Annotated in this window: 15 protein-coding genes; 9 read left to right on the top strand and 6 right to left on the bottom strand. The window is 60.2% G+C overall.

Annotation, left to right across the window (positions count from 1 at the left end; genetic code table 11):
• Positions 1-146: 146 nt before the first annotated feature.
• Positions 147-1,535, bottom strand: a complete 1,389-nt coding sequence (locus BM399_RS04435) for a polysaccharide deacetylase family protein (protein WP_092864721.1) — start codon at positions 1,533-1,535, stop codon at positions 147-149.
• A 223-nt stretch (positions 1,536-1,758) separates the two neighbouring features.
• Here BM399_RS04435 and BM399_RS04430 point away from each other — a divergent pair, with 223 nt between their 5' ends.
• Positions 1,759-2,085 carry a hypothetical protein gene (locus BM399_RS04430; protein ID WP_092864718.1) on the top strand — a complete coding sequence of 109 codons (327 nt, stop codon included), beginning with the start codon at positions 1,759-1,761 and terminating at the stop codon, positions 2,083-2,085.
• A 229-nt stretch (positions 2,086-2,314) separates the two neighbouring features.
• Positions 2,315-2,809, top strand: coding sequence for a bactofilin family protein (locus BM399_RS04425; protein ID WP_092864715.1), 495 nt, complete (start codon positions 2,315-2,317; stop codon positions 2,807-2,809).
• A gap of 77 nt (positions 2,810-2,886) precedes the next feature.
• Here BM399_RS04425 and BM399_RS04420 read toward each other — a convergent pair whose 3' ends face one another.
• On the bottom strand, positions 2,887-3,198 hold the full coding sequence (locus BM399_RS04420; RefSeq protein ID WP_092864712.1) for a hypothetical protein: 312 nt from the start codon (positions 3,196-3,198) through the stop codon (positions 2,887-2,889).
• A 182-nt stretch (positions 3,199-3,380) separates the two neighbouring features.
• On the opposite strand from BM399_RS04420, the gene BM399_RS04415 reads away from it, so the two are divergent.
• Entirely contained in the window at positions 3,381-4,352 is a 972-nt protein-coding gene (locus BM399_RS04415) for a magnesium transporter CorA family protein (RefSeq protein WP_092864709.1), read from the top strand.
• Positions 4,353-4,354: 2 nt separating this feature from the next.
• Here BM399_RS04415 and chrA read toward each other — a convergent pair whose 3' ends face one another.
• Complete coding sequence (chrA, locus tag BM399_RS04410) at positions 4,355-5,683, bottom strand: chromate efflux transporter (RefSeq protein WP_092864706.1); 1,329 nt, start codon at positions 5,681-5,683, stop codon at positions 4,355-4,357.
• 615 nt (positions 5,684-6,298) lie between these two features.
• On the opposite strand from chrA, the gene BM399_RS04405 reads away from it, so the two are divergent.
• On the top strand, positions 6,299-6,787 hold the full coding sequence (locus BM399_RS04405; protein WP_092864703.1) for a septal ring lytic transglycosylase RlpA family protein: 489 nt from the start codon (positions 6,299-6,301) through the stop codon (positions 6,785-6,787).
• A gap of 139 nt (positions 6,788-6,926) precedes the next feature.
• The gene (locus tag BM399_RS04400; protein ID WP_244531062.1) at positions 6,927-7,505 is read left to right on the top strand and encodes a septal ring lytic transglycosylase RlpA family protein; all 579 of its coding nucleotides are present in this window, start codon (positions 6,927-6,929) and stop codon (positions 7,503-7,505) included.
• Positions 7,506-7,545: 40 nt separating this feature from the next.
• On the opposite strand, the gene BM399_RS04395 is transcribed toward BM399_RS04400, so the two are convergent.
• Complete coding sequence (locus tag BM399_RS04395; protein ID WP_092866320.1) at positions 7,546-7,944, bottom strand: lysozyme inhibitor LprI family protein; 399 nt, start codon at positions 7,942-7,944, stop codon at positions 7,546-7,548.
• Positions 7,945-8,177: 233 nt separating this feature from the next.
• On the opposite strand from BM399_RS04395, the gene BM399_RS04390 reads away from it, so the two are divergent.
• Positions 8,178-8,975: a helix-turn-helix domain-containing protein gene (locus BM399_RS04390; RefSeq protein WP_092866316.1), complete on the top strand. Its 798-nt coding sequence runs from the start codon at positions 8,178-8,180 to the stop codon at positions 8,973-8,975.
• 12 nt (positions 8,976-8,987) lie between these two features.
• On the opposite strand, the gene BM399_RS04385 is transcribed toward BM399_RS04390, so the two are convergent.
• Entirely contained in the window at positions 8,988-10,067 is a 1,080-nt protein-coding gene (locus BM399_RS04385) for a patatin-like phospholipase family protein (RefSeq protein WP_092864697.1), read from the bottom strand.
• Between the two features lie 347 nt (positions 10,068-10,414).
• The gene (locus BM399_RS04380) at positions 10,415-11,320 is read right to left on the bottom strand and encodes a metallophosphoesterase family protein (protein WP_092864694.1); all 906 of its coding nucleotides are present in this window, start codon (positions 11,318-11,320) and stop codon (positions 10,415-10,417) included.
• Positions 11,321-11,368: 48 nt separating this feature from the next.
• On the opposite strand from BM399_RS04380, the gene BM399_RS21570 reads away from it, so the two are divergent.
• The 3 genes from BM399_RS21570 (at position 11,369) to BM399_RS04365 (ending at position 14,878) form a co-directional block, all read left to right on the top strand.
• A complete protein-coding gene (locus BM399_RS21570) occupies positions 11,369-11,941 on the top strand; it encodes an NUDIX domain-containing protein (RefSeq protein WP_425284053.1) in 573 nt (190 codons plus the stop codon).
• Positions 11,942-11,998: 57 nt separating this feature from the next.
• On the top strand, positions 11,999-12,520 hold the full coding sequence (locus BM399_RS04370; RefSeq protein WP_092864687.1) for a GNAT family N-acetyltransferase: 522 nt from the start codon (positions 11,999-12,001) through the stop codon (positions 12,518-12,520).
• A 195-nt stretch (positions 12,521-12,715) separates the two neighbouring features.
• A complete protein-coding gene (locus BM399_RS04365) occupies positions 12,716-14,878 on the top strand; it encodes a DUF1217 domain-containing protein (RefSeq protein ID WP_092864684.1) in 2,163 nt (720 codons plus the stop codon).
• The last annotated feature ends 76 nt before the right edge of the window (positions 14,879-14,954 follow it).

Here is a 14,954-nt window from a genome sequence, read left to right as displayed (position 1 = left end):
CACTGCGCTGTCTTGCGCTTAGGCCACAACACTTGGTTTGCGGCGGGCCCGGGGGGGGCCTAACAGGGCGTCCAAAAAGAAATGGGTGGCATCGCCGCCCATTTCTTTTTTGTATCTGGCCGCTGATTTGTATCGGCTGCTGGCGATTACTGCCCGAACCAATATTCCCAAGCGTCCTTCACGCGCTGTGATATCGATTTCTTCGGCTCCTGCGGCCCCGTCTCGACCGGCATCATCGGTGCAGCGGGAGCGGCATTCGCCGTCGCAATTTCCTGCGCCCCTGCCCCGGAAACGGTTTTGACTGGAGACGGCGTCTCTGACTGCAAGTTCACCGCCGCAGTATGCGTCGGCGAAGCGGCTGCAGTGTCGGCCGCTGGAAGACTGCCCGTCGCAGCGGCGACCGGGCCATTCGGAGATGGCGGCGAAGACGGCTCGGCGATGGACTTCATCGGCACGACAGCCGACTGCTTGCCCGGAGCCGGATTGGACGCCGGCTCCGAAGGCGTTGTAGGAAATGCCGGGAGCGGCGGCGACGCCTGAGCTGCTGGCGTCGCGGCACCAGCAGCCGGAGCCGCCGAACCCGTCGTCGAGGGGGCCTCAGGAGTGGGCGGAGCCGGCAGTCCTTCGGGCTCTCCACCGTTCGAAGCAGACTCTGGCGCCGGCGCCGGACCATCGATCGTCTTGACGATGCTCGACACCGGCCGCTCTGCGCCGACCTGCGGTAAGCCCTTGGCTTCCTTCTCGATGGCTTGATCGTATTCCGCAACCGTCGTCAGCGGGGCCTTCGCCGTCATGTGGACGATTTTGTATCCCTTCGCCTTGAGCTGGGCGAGGATCAGCGGCACGGCCTTCGCGGTCGTCTTGTGAATGTCGTGCATCAAGAGGATGCCCTTGCCCCTCTTGTCGAGCTTCTGCATCAGCGACTTCACGAGATGATCGGCCGTCTGCGGTTTGAAATCGAAGCTATCGATGTCCGTCGAGAACATCGCGATGTTGCGTTTGCCGAGATAGGCAACGGCCTCCGGCGTGTCGGCGAGCGTCGGAAAGCGGAAGAACGGCGCGACCGGTCCGCCGACAGCACGATGAACCGCGCTGATGCCACGCTCGATCTCATCCTTGCCTTCGTCGAATGTCTTGAGCTTGGCGATCGACTTGTGGCTCCACGTGTGCGTGCCGACCGTATGTCCGGCTTTGGCGACTTCGCGGATGATCTCAGGATATCCGAGAGCCATCTTTCCGATCGAGAAGAAAGTCGCCTTCACGCATTCATCGCCCAGCGCCTTCAGCACGGCTTCCGTCGTGTATTTCTGCGGGCCGTCATCGAAGGTCAGGATGACTTCCTTGTCCTGCAGAAAGTCATAGGCCTTGTAATTGTCCATGCCGAAGCCAGGGCCGCCGGTCGTATCGATCTCGACGGTGCGGGATACCCCGAGCGTGCCCGCGCGAGGACAGGCTGCCTCATCCGCTGCATAGGCGACGGGGACGGCGGAAAGTGCCGTCAGACCAAATAAGAGCGCCACCCGGCAAACGAACATGTTGTCCTCCCTTATTTTATTAACGGAACCTAGCAGACTCCAATGGCGGCAGCAGCCCGTCACAGAAAAATTGAGACGAGCACGTCGCTTTCTGGCTTCACTACCCAGGCTCAGGTTCAGCATAAGTGTTGCATGAGTCGGACGTTTGTCGAACCTGAGTTGCACTCGAAATGAATGGCCCTTAGTTTCAATGACCTACAAACAGAAATGAAGTGAGTATCTGATGACGGCATTTTTCTGCCCCGCGCTAACCATTGCCGCGGTGCTGGGCTCGGTCGCGCTGTCCGTATCCCAAGCCAACGCGATGACACTCGCGAAGCCTGCAGGCGAAGCATCCACCAGCCTCGTTCACGTGGATTACCGCGGCGACGACCGTCGCTATCGGCATCAGCATCGCCACTACCGCAATCGTGGTCGCCATGTCGTGCATGCGCCGTTCACACGCGTAGAAAGCGGTCGCAGAACAGTCGTCGATGCACCCTTCGTGCACGTCTACAAGGACCGTCACGGCAAGCACATCGTTGCACCGTTCGTAGACCTGTACAGATAGCTCTCGCGGTCGATTGAAAATGTTTTTCGCGCGGGCCGTCCATGAGGCGGCCCGCTCGCTTTTTGGGCAAAGCGTGACGTTAATAATCTTCCGCAAAAAAGGTTTTTCGCAGCGCAGTGAAACTAGGCTGGCACATATGCCAACTTGGCCATAATGTACCCCAAGTACAGTGATTAGGCTGCGGTAGCGGGACGGGCGACAGCAGTTCTTTTTCTTTGGGGGTAGTCAGATGTTCAACCGCGTAGCGACGCCGGATATTCGTGGCCCTGAGCCAGTCAAGACACTCACACCGCAACAGCAGCCGATACCACAGATGAAAACTCCGGCTCCGCCGCTTTTCGGCTCCCCGCTTCAGCAGTCGGGATCAGTGATCGACGCACCGACGTCGGTCCTCGGGCAGGACATCACGATTGCCGGTCAGCAGCTCGTTATCAAAACCAAAGGCTCGCTTCTCATTGCCGGACATATCCAGGGCGATGTGCACGGCGAAGCCGTGACGGTCGGCGAAACGGGAAGTGTTGTAGGCACCATCACGGCTCGCACCATCACGGTGCAAGGCGAAGTCAGCGGCGCCCTCAAAGGCACCTCGGTCAACCTCAACGCGACATCGCGTGTCGATGGCGACATCGTCAAGCAGACGCTCTCGATTGACGAAGGCGCGCAATTCGACGGCAGCGTCCGCCGCGCCAAGGACGTTGGCGAGGTCACGCCCGACCTCACCTAAGATCGGGCCCTCATCCGATGCCGGTGATCGTCGCGATTGCAGCGATGATCACCACATCACCGAAATCCTCACTCTCACTAAAAGCGTCCGCGCACCGACGGACTGACCTCGTCGCACGACTCCTTGATGCGGATGTCCTGTCCGATGAACCGGCAAAGGTGTTGCTTGAACAGCGGATCGTTGCGAACCCTGTCGGGCGAAGCCTTGAACCCGTAGTCGTGCGCCACCTGAGCGACGTACTGGTCCTGGCAATACGGCGTCGCCAGCCACCGGCCCTGCACCTGCTGATAACCCTTGTTGCACGCGATCTTCGCCTCCGCAGGAAGCGCCAATCCCACTGATAAGAGCGCGACGCTGCCACCGATCCCGGCGATCCATCGTAGAGCCATGTAGCCTCCTTTGAGACTGAATTGTCACACTTAGAGAGTCTCGCTGCAACAAACCTCATCCACCAAGCTTAGACCTTACGGGATTGTCCGGCGCCGAACGACGTGAAATGGCTGGGCGGCCGATCCAGCCGCCGGGCCGCCGGCAATTGAGAAAGACGCGAATCCAAAAAGGTCGACGCACAATGATCACGGTGTATGACGCAGTTGGCGAGAAATTGGTACCGCGAGGCACATTCGGGGATATCACGACGGCCGTCTGGATCGACCTGATCGACCCGAAGGAAGATGAGGACAAGTTCATCGAGAAGGCGCTCGGCATAGAGGTGCCGACGCGGTCGGAGATGCGCGAGATCGAGGCCTCGAACCGTTTCTATACCGAGAACGGCGCCTACTACATGACGAGCATTATCCTGCACAACAGCGAGCAGGGCGTGCCAATGACGTCCGTCGTCACCTTCATCCTCTTCCGCAACAACCTCGTCACCGTGCGCTACGCCGAACCGCGAGCATTCCCGATTTACATCGCGAGAGCCGCCAAGGGCGATGTCGACTGCGTAACGGGGCCAGGCGTGATGATCGGCCTGTTGGAAATGCTGATCGAACGGGAAGCCGATCTCATCGAGCGCGTCCAGGACGAGGTCGAACGCATGGCGCCACTCGTGTTCGGACAAACCACTGCGAGCCGCAGGCCCCAGAACCGCCGCCTGGACGTCCTTCTCAAATCGGTCGGCAAGGAAGGCGACATAACCTCCAGAGCGCAGGAAAGCGCGATGTCTCTGCATCGGCTCTCGCTCTACTTTGCGAACGCCGCGCGCGAGCGCAAAGACGACACCCGCGTGCTGGCACGGATCGAAGCGGCCAATCACGATATCCTGTCGCTCATGGAGAGCATGCGCTTTCTATCGGCCCGTACGAGCTTTCTGCTCGACGCCACTCTCGGCATGATTTCGACCGAGCAAAACCAGATCATCAAGCTGTTCTCGGTCATGGCGGTCATGCTGATGCCGCCGACTCTGGTCGCATCGATCTACGGCATGAACTTCAAGAACATGCCCGAGCTCGAACAGCCCTGGGGCTATCCGATGGCGCTCTTTCTGATGTTTTTCGCAGCCCTCATCCCCTACCTCTATTTCAAAAGAAAGGGATGGCTCTGACCTCAGCCGAGAAGCGCCAGCAACAGCGAAGCAGCTGCTGAAACGCCGAGCGTCGTCACGATCCCCGCACGCAGCACGAAGAGGAGAAGCGCGGCGAGGATGCCGAGCGTCAACGCCGCGGGATCGAGGCTCGTGATTTCGGGCACCTCGAAACGGAGCGGCCACGCCGCCACCTCGAAACGCGCCCGAAAGAGGACGTGCAGCGAAAACCACAGCGACAGGTTGAAAATCACCCCGACCACCGCCGCCGTAATGGCCGACAACGAAGACTTGAGTTTCGGCGCCGACTTCAACCACTCGACGTAGGGAGCGCCCGCGAACACGTAGAGAAAGCACGGCACGAACGTCGCCCAGAGCGTGACAGCCGCGCCGAGGACACCGAACAGGAGTGATGTCTCCCCGCCGTGCCTGGCCGCTGCGAGAAATCCCACGAACTCCGTGACCAGGATCAACGGACCCGGCGTCGTCTCCGCAAGCCCCAGCCCATCGAGCATCTCGTCCGGCTTCAACCAGCCGTAACCCTCGACCACCTGCTGCGCCATGTAGGCAAGGACCGCATACGCGCCGCCGAAAGTGACGACCGCCAGCTTCGAGAAGAACAGCGCCAGCTGGCTGAGGACGTGATCGAACCCGAACGTCATCGCCACCGCCAACAGCGGCAGCGTCCAGATCGCGAACCAAATGCCGATCACCCTCGCCGTCGAAGCGAGCGGAACCGCCACGGCCGGGACGGGTGATGCCGCCGCACTATCCCTCGCAGGGGCATTGCGCCAGTAGCCGAATAGCCCGGCGGCGAGAATGATCATCGGAAACGGCACGTGGAAAAAGAAAATGGCCGCGAACGAAAAGGCCGCGATCAACCACTCGACGCGTCCCGCCAGCGATCGCCGCGCAATCCTGATCAGCGCCTCGACAACGATGGCAAGGACGGCCGCCTTGATCCCGGTGAACACGGTAACGACGACCGGCACGTTCCCGAACGACGCGTAAAGAGCGGCAAGCGCCAGAATGACCAGCGCGCCCGGCGCGACGAACAACAGGCCCGCAGCCAGCCCGCCGCGTGTCCCGTGCAGTCTCCATCCGGAATACGTCGCGAGTTGCATAGCCTCAGGGCCAGGCAGAAGCGTGCAGAAATTGAGCGCCAGCAAGTAGGTCGCCTCATCGATCCATTTCTTTTGCTCGACGAGCACCCGGTGCATCATGGCGATCTGCCCGGCCGGCCCTCCGAATGACAACAGACCGATCTGCGCAAAGACGCGCAGCGCCTCGCCGAACGATGGATTGGCTGCGGGCTCTATTGGGCGAGCCCGCACTGGTTCGTGGTCGCCCATCTCTGTCTCACGCTCGAAGTCCAGTCCCACGCACAAAAAGCAGCCGAAGCTATACCCGCGACAGGCTCGATCAATGTGAACCCTTCAATGGATCGAGTGGCGAGCAACGGATGACGAGCGCGCCGACCGAAACGTTGAAAATGGCGTATGCAGAGTAACGAAAGCCGCCGCTGCTCTAGAGGATTGAACAGTCGAGATTTTGTGGCGTCACCCCCCTGCCGCGATCTTCGTTCCCTTAACGCGCGTCCAATTCTGCGACCTGGCGTCGCGCAACCTAAAAGTGCACTCAAAATAACTTATAATTTTCCGTAACTTACCGATTATGGTTAAAAGGTGGTATCTGCCATGGGTTGACCTCTTATCCACAGGGTGCTCGTTGTGCCCGGCCAGGACGGGGGGAGACCCCGGTTAGCACGGGCAGCAGGAAGAACTAGGTTCTGGAGTTCTGTAACGGGTCACAGGGGGTCATTCGACTTAAGAGCTACTCTCTCCCAACATTAACGACGGTGCCGCTTCCGAAGCGGTTGCCCCGTGGTCGCCTGGTGGCGTGCCGCGGGCGGGGGAAACCGCTCATTCGACCCGAACCACTGCTGCTCCTTTAACAAGGAGTGAACTATGCGTTCAACGATTGCGATCGCCGCGTTCGCGTTCGCTGGGGTTACGGCAGCAACCGTCCCTGCAATGGCGGCCTCGTCGCACCACAAGGCGACGTACCACAAGACCTCGTACCACAAGGCTTCCAACCAGAAGCACGCCCACGTTTCCGGCCGCAAGGCCACCAAGAAAGTCGCCGCCCGCAAGTCTGTTGGGGGCAGCGGCGGTTCGCACGGCGTCGCATCTTACTACTGGCAGGGCCAGAAGACCGCTTCGGGCGCCCGCTTCAACCCCGAGGGCATGACGGCCGCTCACCGCACGCTTCCGTTCGGAACGCGCGTTCGCGTCACGAACCAGTCGAACGGCCAGTCGGTCGTTGTCACCATCAATGACCGTGGTCCCTTCGTCGGCGGCCGCGTCATCGACCTGTCGCGCGGCGCCGCCCGGCAGATCAACATGACCGGAGCCGGCCTGGCCCGGGTCTCGCTCGAGGTTCTCGGCCGCAGCTGAGCCTGAGCGTTATCTTTGAATAAGCATCGGGAGGCGTTGGGCAACCAGCGCCTCCCGACGTTTTTCCGCCATCCGAATCACCATAGTCCTCGGCGCTAGGGGAGTATCCGGGGGGATGTGCGTGCGCCGAAGCATTTGTTTGGCATGTGTTGCCGTATGGATAGTCGGTCTGGCCTCGCTCGCCGGGGGAACCCCATCGGAAGCCCAATCACTGGCCGAAGATCTGTCGGGCCCGGCAACTAAGGCCGAGGCGAACAGCCATTGGACCACGGTGACGGCTCCAGCCCGCCCAGTGGGCACATTCGATCACTGGCAGGCGAAAATAACGATCGCAAAGCCATCCTTCGCCAGCGCCAAGCAACCTGTTGCCGCCGCAGCGCCGATCGGCGAACAACCTTACGGCCTTCACGGCCCCGACCCGGCCGGAACGGGGCACGCCCTCAAGGGCATCGCGTCTTACTACGGAAAAGGCGAACGAACCGCGACGGGGGAAGCCTTCAACCCGCAAGATATGACCGCCGCACACCGGACGCTCCCCTTCGGCACGCGCGTCCGCGTCACGAGGGTCGATAACGGCGATAGCGTCGTCGTTCGCATCAACGACCGCGGCCCCTTCAAGCCGGGCCGCGTCATCGACCTGTCCACGAAAGCCGCCGAAGACCTCGGCATGACCGGCATGGGCTTAGCGGCTGTCAATCTTGAGGTTCTCGACCGCTAAGCCGGTTCGCTTGGGGAAGTTTGCGCGGGGGGAAGGTCGCTCAGCGCTCACTGCGCCGGTAAGCCTGCTCGAGACGGGATTCCAGCACGCTGATCTGGTCGAGATAAGCGCCCCTGATGCAATCAATGTCCCGGCCGCAGCTATCGCGGGCATCCAGAAACCGGCGCTGGTACATCTTCAAATCGTTGCGCTGATAGCGATTGTCGTACGCCGCCTTCAACTCGGAATATAAAGCGTTCATCCGCTCGTCGAGCCCGGCCAGCCGGTCGCTTCTGCAAATCGTCCGCTCGGACGCCGTACGCGCGCGCTGGCAATCGAATTCCTGTGCGGCTGCCGGGCGAACCGCACCGGCGATGATGGCGAGCGCAAGCAGCGACCCAACCGAAACTGCTGCCGCCAACTTCGAAGTTCCCGACTTGTATATGATTGCTTCCGACATGTGCCCATTTCCTAAGTTTTCGCGCGTCTCTTGGCGCGGGACGCCCACCCCAGCGGTGGACATCCCGACAATGCTGAAACCGGTCTGGAAACGTGAGGCCGTTAAGCGCCACTTGGCGGCAATGGGAGGAAGCCGGGTTATTGCACCCGGATTCCGATTGCGTCTTACCGGAAAAAATCGGTATTTTCCCGCACCGGCGACGTCCGTCGCCCGGCTTCAAAACCAAGCGGCCAATGAAGAAAGCTGTCGCCCAGCCTGCGCCCGCCACCACTCGCCCCGAGGCGCTCGAGCGCATCAAGACGGCAATGGTCGAAAAGAAGCTGACGCAGGCTGAACTGGCCGACGCTGCCGATTGCCATGAAAAAACAATTCAGAATCTCCTCGGCGGACGCTCCGTACGCGATCAAACGCTGTTCGACGTCTGCATGGTTTTGGGCCTCGATTTTCACGGCCTCCGCGACGCCTGGCATGGCGAGTCCGTTGCGCTCGAAAGCGCGGGCGGACCGCTGGAGCTGAGAGGCAACGGCGGCGGTATCGCGCCCATTTATATGGGGGCCTACACGCGCGCCGCCGTCGACCATTACATCGGCAGTTATCTGACGCTCAGACGATCGTTCTCGCTGGCCGACACGATTATCGCCTATCGCACCGATATCGCCTGGGACGCGGAGTGGCCGAGCCTTCTCTTTCAGGAACGCGACCGGCCGGACGCTCCTTACGCCCATCGCGGCCGGCTCTACATCCCGGCCTCGTCGAGTTTCATCCACCTCGTCTCGCTGACCAAGGGCGCGATGCGGATGGTCGTCGTCTCGCAACTCGATCGCGCCGGCGAGATGCGCGGCATCATCACGACGCTGAACAAGCAACGCGCAACCTTCATCCCGGTCGCGACGCCGATACTCTACGCCCAGCGCGAAAACTTCGATGCCGATGCCTTCGGCGAGGTGACGCCGAAGAACCCGGCCTATGGCGAATACAAACGCCTGCTCGATGAAACCATCGCCGAGGGCTACGCGCGCCTCGTAACCTGATCGACCTGAATTCTACTTCTGGCGTTTGCCGCCGACGCCCCGCTTCTGAACCGGCCGCTTGCCGAGAACCGGTGAGCGAAACGTGATGCCCTCGTCGACAGCCGGGAAAAAGTGGTTCGCGAGATTGACGGTTTCGAGCCTTCCAACAGCCGAACGCGCAACCCCCAGCCACTTCTCCGCATAGTCGCGGCCCGCACCATGAAGGTACGTGATGATGTCCCAATCGGGCTTCACGGTCGTCTCTGGATTGAGCGCGCCTGTAACGGGCCCCCCGTCGATCAGGTGAAAACGGTGCCGGCAAATCGGCGCCAGGCGTCCTTTTGCGAGCAGTGGTCCCGATGTCTCGCGCACAGCTGTTATGACTTCGATATCGCGCAGCAGCGGCGCGTTGAACGTAAGACGGTTGGCATGGATCGAAATATCGCGCGCAGTCGTCGGCAACCGATCGTTGGTGCGCGGAGCAACCATGACCAGCAGCGTATCGCCGATCGGACTTTCGCTCGCGAGCGTCACAAGGTCGGGATTTGCCGAGAAGCCGCCGTCCCAATAGGCCGCGCCCTCGATCTCGACGGCATGATGCATCACCGGCAGACAGGCTGACGCGAGCACCGCATCGACCGTGATCTCGTGTTCACGGAAAAGGCGCGCCCGGCCGGTCGCGACATGCGTGGCGGCGATGAGCAGATCGACCGGCGACTTGGCTCGGATCAATTCGAAATCGACATGCTCGGTGAGCAGACGGCGCAGCGGATCGAAGCCGAGCGGATTGAACTCGTAAGGCGACAGCATCGACGCAAGATGCGATGTGCGCACGAGCCCGTTGAGAAATGGATTGAGCCGCGTCAGATCGGGAATGGCGGCGTTGTGGATGGCGTGCCAGATTTTGTACATCTTCTCGCGCGCCTTATCGCGCGAGCCTTCGGCAAGCCCTGCCGCGAGCGCGACCGCATTGACGGCGCCGGCGCTCGTTGCGCTGATCCAGCCGAACTGAAGCGTATCGTCCTCTAACAGACGATCGAGAACGCCCCATGTGAAGGCGCCATGAGCTCCGCCGCCTTGTAAGGCCAGATTGATGTAAGCAGATTTTGGCAAAACCGCATTGCTCCCCGCAGGCCAATAAAACACCAAAGGCCAGCGTGACTCCATATCATTAACGCGCGCGGCAGAGGTATGTCATCGACGCCGCGGCAGAAACGACTGGGCTATCACCAAGCTTAGTCACTAGCGTGTAAATGTTACACTTGCTCGTTGCGCGAATTGCTTGCTCAACGCTTGTGCGATCAGCGCCTGCAATGTGCTCAACGCGTAAGCCTCAACTCGCGAGACTCAGGAATGGTGGTCGCAAATCGAGCTGATGCGTCAGCTTGCAGCACGAACGCCACGAGATTCGAGCGCGTGGCATTTGGCCGCTAAGATGCGAGCAAGCCACATTATCGAAATCATATTCCGGGCGTCAGAACCGTCTCGCTGATTTTTCTGACGGGCGAATCCGGCGCATCGATTCCGCGCACTACGTGGCGGATACGAAGCCCGTTCTCGCTTTTGAAGAACGTGAAGAGGTTATAGCTTGCCAAAGGCTCTTCGCCATATGTGACAGCGGCTGACGCCGACGCGACGCCCACGACCGGAATGGACTTTGTTCGAGATCTGAGCCAATCGACCCGCGTTTTGTGATTGTGGCCGTAAAGCACAAGCTCGGCGTCGCCGCGCTCGAGGAGATGCGCGAAGTGAGCGGCATCGCTCAGCGCGCGCCTGGGCGGAGCCAGATTGGGAAGCGGCGGATGGTGGATGAGCACGACACGGACGATACCCTCTTCGCCGAGAGCCGTAAGCTGCTCGCCGGCAATCTCCAGCTGATGGGCTCCGATCCGCCCGCTGGCGAAGAACGGCGGCGTTTCGACAGCGGAATTCAACCCGATGAGCCCGATCGGACCGACGCGACGCACGAACGGAAACGCCAGCGTATCGTTTTCCCCACCCATATATTCCGCCCACCGAGCGACGCCCGGATCGCCGTACAAGCTCGAATAGATGTCGTGGTTTCCCGGAATGACGGTCACGTCCTCGGGCGAGCCGATGGATCGGAGCCAATCGAGTGCCGCTTCGTATTCCGACGGCAGGCCGAGATTGATGAGATCGCCCGTGATCACGATATGGCCGACGCGAAGCGCCGTAGCATCGGCAATGAGCTTATCGGCAATCTCGCCCTGATGAACGCGACGCCGCTTGCGAAGCCAATTCAAATACCCAAGCACGCGTTTGGCATTCCAATATTGCCATCGGCTCCCGAAAACGGGCGGCAGGTGCACATCGGAAAAGTGCGCGAGCGTGAAAGTCTCGGTCATATTTGGGAATGCGGTAGGTAAGCTGCTGGAAGCACACTGTAGCACACCGTGGTAACTAGCAAATGCCTAGCGCCTACGAGAAAAGCGAACGGCCGCGACGCAAAGGAGAGTTCGACGTTGAGGGAAGATAGATTTCTGCTGGGCCCCCTCGTCGCCCGCGCTTTCCAGCAATACTGGCGATTTACACGCGGCATCTACTTGTCCGTCGAGGCGTGTGTCATAGACGACGCGGGCCGAACGCTGATGGTGCGCCAAGACGAGAACGGGGGCTGGAATCTGCCCGCAACGACCGCCCAGAACGGTGAGACCCTCGAGACGGCGGTCCGGCGCGGCCTGCGCGACATTGCAGGCATCGAGGTTAATGCAAAGCCGGAATTGCGTGGATTTTATGCCGGGATCCGGGACCGCCGGACAGGCCAGATAAGTCCGAGAGGGGAGCGAGGCCAAACGGGATTGTACGTCGTCCGCGATTGGCGGCGGCTTTCGATCCCAAACACTCCGGCGACAAGTACTCCGGCGACAAGCTTCTTCCCGCTCGGCTCCCTCCCCGCCGGCCTCCCGCCAATGACGGCGGAGCGAATTCGTCGCTCGCATGAGGGTCGCACAATTTCCCAAGTATGATAGAAGCCCCGCCTGCCGGACGTTGCCGGCTTCCTCGAGCTGCTTAGAAGTCCGCGCATGTCACCTTCTCTCGTCATTCGTAAAGCACGCCCCGACGATATCGCCGAGATATCGAAGCTGCATGCGCGCGTTTTCGGACCCGGACGCTTCGCGCGCTCCGCCTATCGCGTGCGCGAAGGAAAAGGGCATCTGTCGCGGTTCTGCCTCGTCGCCTCGATCGGCAATGAGATCGTGGCATCGATCCGAACGACGGAGATCACCATCGGAGGCGCCAAAGGCGCCGTCCTGCTCGGGCCCGTCGCAGTCGACGCCGATCACCGGAGCTTTGGTCTGGGCAGTAAGCTGATAACGGCGGGCGTCGAAGCTGCGCGCAGCGGCGGCGCCAAGGTCGTCGTCCTGGTCGGAGATCATCCCTACTACGGCCGCTTCGGCTTCGCAGCCGTGCCGCCCGGCCAGATCGTATTTCCAGGCCCCGTCAATCCGTTCCGCATTCTGGCGCACGAACTGGAACCGGGCGCGCTTGCCAGCTACCGCGGGCTCGTCATTGCAGAGCCGCCCGGCGAAAAGCTAGACTATTAAGCCGGGCGAGCCGCGGCGGTAACGTCATCGTAACCTGGATCTGTCGACCATCTTCCGGGTGGCCTGAGGCGGCTGCCGGTGACGCACGAGTTGTATCTGGTTTTCATGCGGCGCTGATCGCGGGCCTTGGCACGCCGGTTGAGCTGTGAGATTCCTGATACACCAATTCGAGTCGATTGAAGCCGAAAGCTCGCGATGATCTCAACGTATCTCCTCTATCGGACCTACGCCGCGGACTTGCCAAAAACGCTTTCGCGCATTTCGGCCCAGAGCGACGTTTCGAACGCCGCGAAATATTATCAGGCCAACATCGACAAGGTGAAAACGGTCGATGAGTTCCTGAACAATCCGCGCCTTTTCAGCTACGCGATGACGTCATACGGCCTGAGCGATATGACGTACGCCAAGGCCTTCATGAAGAAGGTCCTCACCAGCGACCTGACCGACAGCAAAAGTTTCGTCAATAAGCTCACCGACACGCGATTTTTGGAATTTGCGAAGGCCTTCCAATTTTCGACCGACGGCACGCTCGCGACCCAGCCGACCCTCGCGCAGAATTCCAAGGAAGAAAGCGATACGATCGGCTTGTACACGCAGCAGCAGGTCAACAAGGGCATCGCCGCCTCGACCGAAGCGACGTACTATCAGGCGGCCATCGGCAATATAACATCCGTCGATCAGTTGATGGCGAACCCGCGGCTGCTGAATTTCGCCGTGACCGCCTACGGCTTGAACGCGAACATCACATCGGCCGCAACGATCAGAGCCGTCCTGACGAGCGATCTTTCCGACCCGAATAGCGCCGCCAATACGCTCGGAAGTTCGAACTCGAATTATCAGCTTCTCGCCGCCGCTTTCAATTTTGCAACAGACGGCAGCGTCAACGGAACGGCCCAGTCGAACGACAAGATCATCAACACGGTCTCTCAGTACTTCAACGCAACCGGATCAAGCGCGACCTCTTCCGCAGCGACATTCAAAACGCAGTATTATAATTCTGCCATTTCAAGCGTGACTTCCGTCGACGATTTCTTGGCAAACAGCACACTGTTTGACGTCGCGATGACGTCCGTTGGTCTCAATCCCAACACTCAATCGAAAACGCTGCTGCGCCAGATCCTGACCAGCGATCTCGACGACCCGGGTAGCGTCGCAAATCAGCAGACCAACGCCGTGTTCAAGAAGCTGGCGGCGATGTTCAGCTTCAACACCGACGGGTCGGTCAAAGACGGTGCGGCACAGACATCGGCGCAAGTCAGCAGCCTGTTGGCTTCCTATTCGGCCAATTACAATGCTGCCCAGACAGCATCGAACAACACGGCCACCGCCGCTTACAAGGACGCGGTCGCCGGTATTTCCAGCGTCCAGGATCTGCTGAACAGCTCGGCTTACAACTACATCCTCTCCGCCTACGGGCTGGATCCTCTGAAGACGACGAAATACACGATCACCAAGATCCTGCAGAGCGACCCAAGCGACCCGAACAGCTTCGCGAACCAGTCGCATAACCCCGCCTACATCGCGATGGCGTCGGCGTTCAACTTCGACTCGAACGGCAAGGCCAAGACCGCGGCGGTAGCCCAGACGGATTCGAATTTAACCGCGACCGTCAAACTCTATATGGCGCAATCCGGCACATCGACGACCGCGCTGGATCAGGCCGAGGCCGATAGCAATTACTACGCAACGACCATCGCCACGATCAACAACGTCGATGATCTTCTGAAAGACACCAAGCTCGTGAATTTCATGCTCAGCGCATACGGGCTGAAGGATGCGAAGCTATCGACGAGCGATTTGCGCACCATCCTGACGAGCGATCCGTTGGATCCAAAGAGCTATATCAACAAGACCGTAAATTCTAAGTATCGTCCGCTGGCCGTCGCATTCAACTTCGGAACCGACGGCAAGACCCTCACCGTTCCGGCGGGAGAAGCACAATACCGCAGCCAGATGATAGCGACCACTGACGGCTACCTCCAGCAGACGATGGAAACGCAGGCCGGCGATCAGAGTGACGGTGTCCGCCTCGCGCTTTATTTCCAGCGGAAGGCTTCGGGTATCACCTCACCCTACCAGATTCTAGCCGATAAGGCCCTGGTGCAGTTCGCCCAGACAGCCCTCGGCCTATCCTCGATGATGTCGGCCGCCGATATCGACACCCAGGCGAAGATGATAACCAAGCGGCTCGACCTGGCTGATCTCCAGGACCCGGCGAAATTGAACAAGCTCATCGCTAAGTTCGCGGCGCTCTACGATGCGCAGAATGCCGATACCAGCCAGTCCGCCGTCCTTCAGATCCTCCAAGGAAATTCGAGCTCCAACGGGATCATAACGATTAATCCGATCACGACATAAGTCGCTCCCTCGCCGGTCGCTCTACGCTTTTTGTGCCATTAATGCAGCAGACTGAAGGATCCGGTTAAACGGTCTT

It is taken from the genome of Hyphomicrobium facile (genome assembly GCF_900116175.1).
Classification (GTDB): domain Bacteria; phylum Pseudomonadota; class Alphaproteobacteria; order Rhizobiales; family Hyphomicrobiaceae; genus Hyphomicrobium_B; species Hyphomicrobium_B facile.
The sequence above is the reverse complement of the archived record's forward strand: the minus strand, read 5'-3'. Positions and strand labels throughout refer to the sequence as shown.

Coding starts and splice junctions, on each gene's coding strand:
- BM399_RS04435 (WP_092864721.1), bottom strand. CDS start 1,535: ATGTTCGTTTGCCGGGTGGCGCTCTTATTTGGTCTGACGGCACTTTCC.
- BM399_RS04430 (WP_092864718.1), top strand. CDS start 1,759: ATGACGGCATTTTTCTGCCCCGCGCTAACCATTGCCGCGGTGCTGGGC.
- BM399_RS04425 (WP_092864715.1), top strand. CDS start 2,315: ATGTTCAACCGCGTAGCGACGCCGGATATTCGTGGCCCTGAGCCAGTC.
- BM399_RS04420 (WP_092864712.1), bottom strand. CDS start 3,198: ATGGCTCTACGATGGATCGCCGGGATCGGTGGCAGCGTCGCGCTCTTA.
- BM399_RS04415 (WP_092864709.1), top strand. CDS start 3,381: ATGATCACGGTGTATGACGCAGTTGGCGAGAAATTGGTACCGCGAGGC.
- chrA (WP_092864706.1), bottom strand. CDS start 5,683: ATGGGCGACCACGAACCAGTGCGGGCTCGCCCAATAGAGCCCGCAGCC.
- BM399_RS04405 (WP_092864703.1), top strand. CDS start 6,299: ATGCGTTCAACGATTGCGATCGCCGCGTTCGCGTTCGCTGGGGTTACG.
- BM399_RS04395 (WP_092866320.1), bottom strand. CDS start 7,944: ATGTCGGAAGCAATCATATACAAGTCGGGAACTTCGAAGTTGGCGGCA.
- BM399_RS04390 (WP_092866316.1), top strand. CDS start 8,178: ATGAAGAAAGCTGTCGCCCAGCCTGCGCCCGCCACCACTCGCCCCGAG.
- BM399_RS04380 (WP_092864694.1), bottom strand. CDS start 11,320: ATGACCGAGACTTTCACGCTCGCGCACTTTTCCGATGTGCACCTGCCG.
- BM399_RS04370 (WP_092864687.1), top strand. CDS start 11,999: ATGTCACCTTCTCTCGTCATTCGTAAAGCACGCCCCGACGATATCGCC.
- BM399_RS04365 (WP_092864684.1), top strand. CDS start 12,716: ATGATCTCAACGTATCTCCTCTATCGGACCTACGCCGCGGACTTGCCA.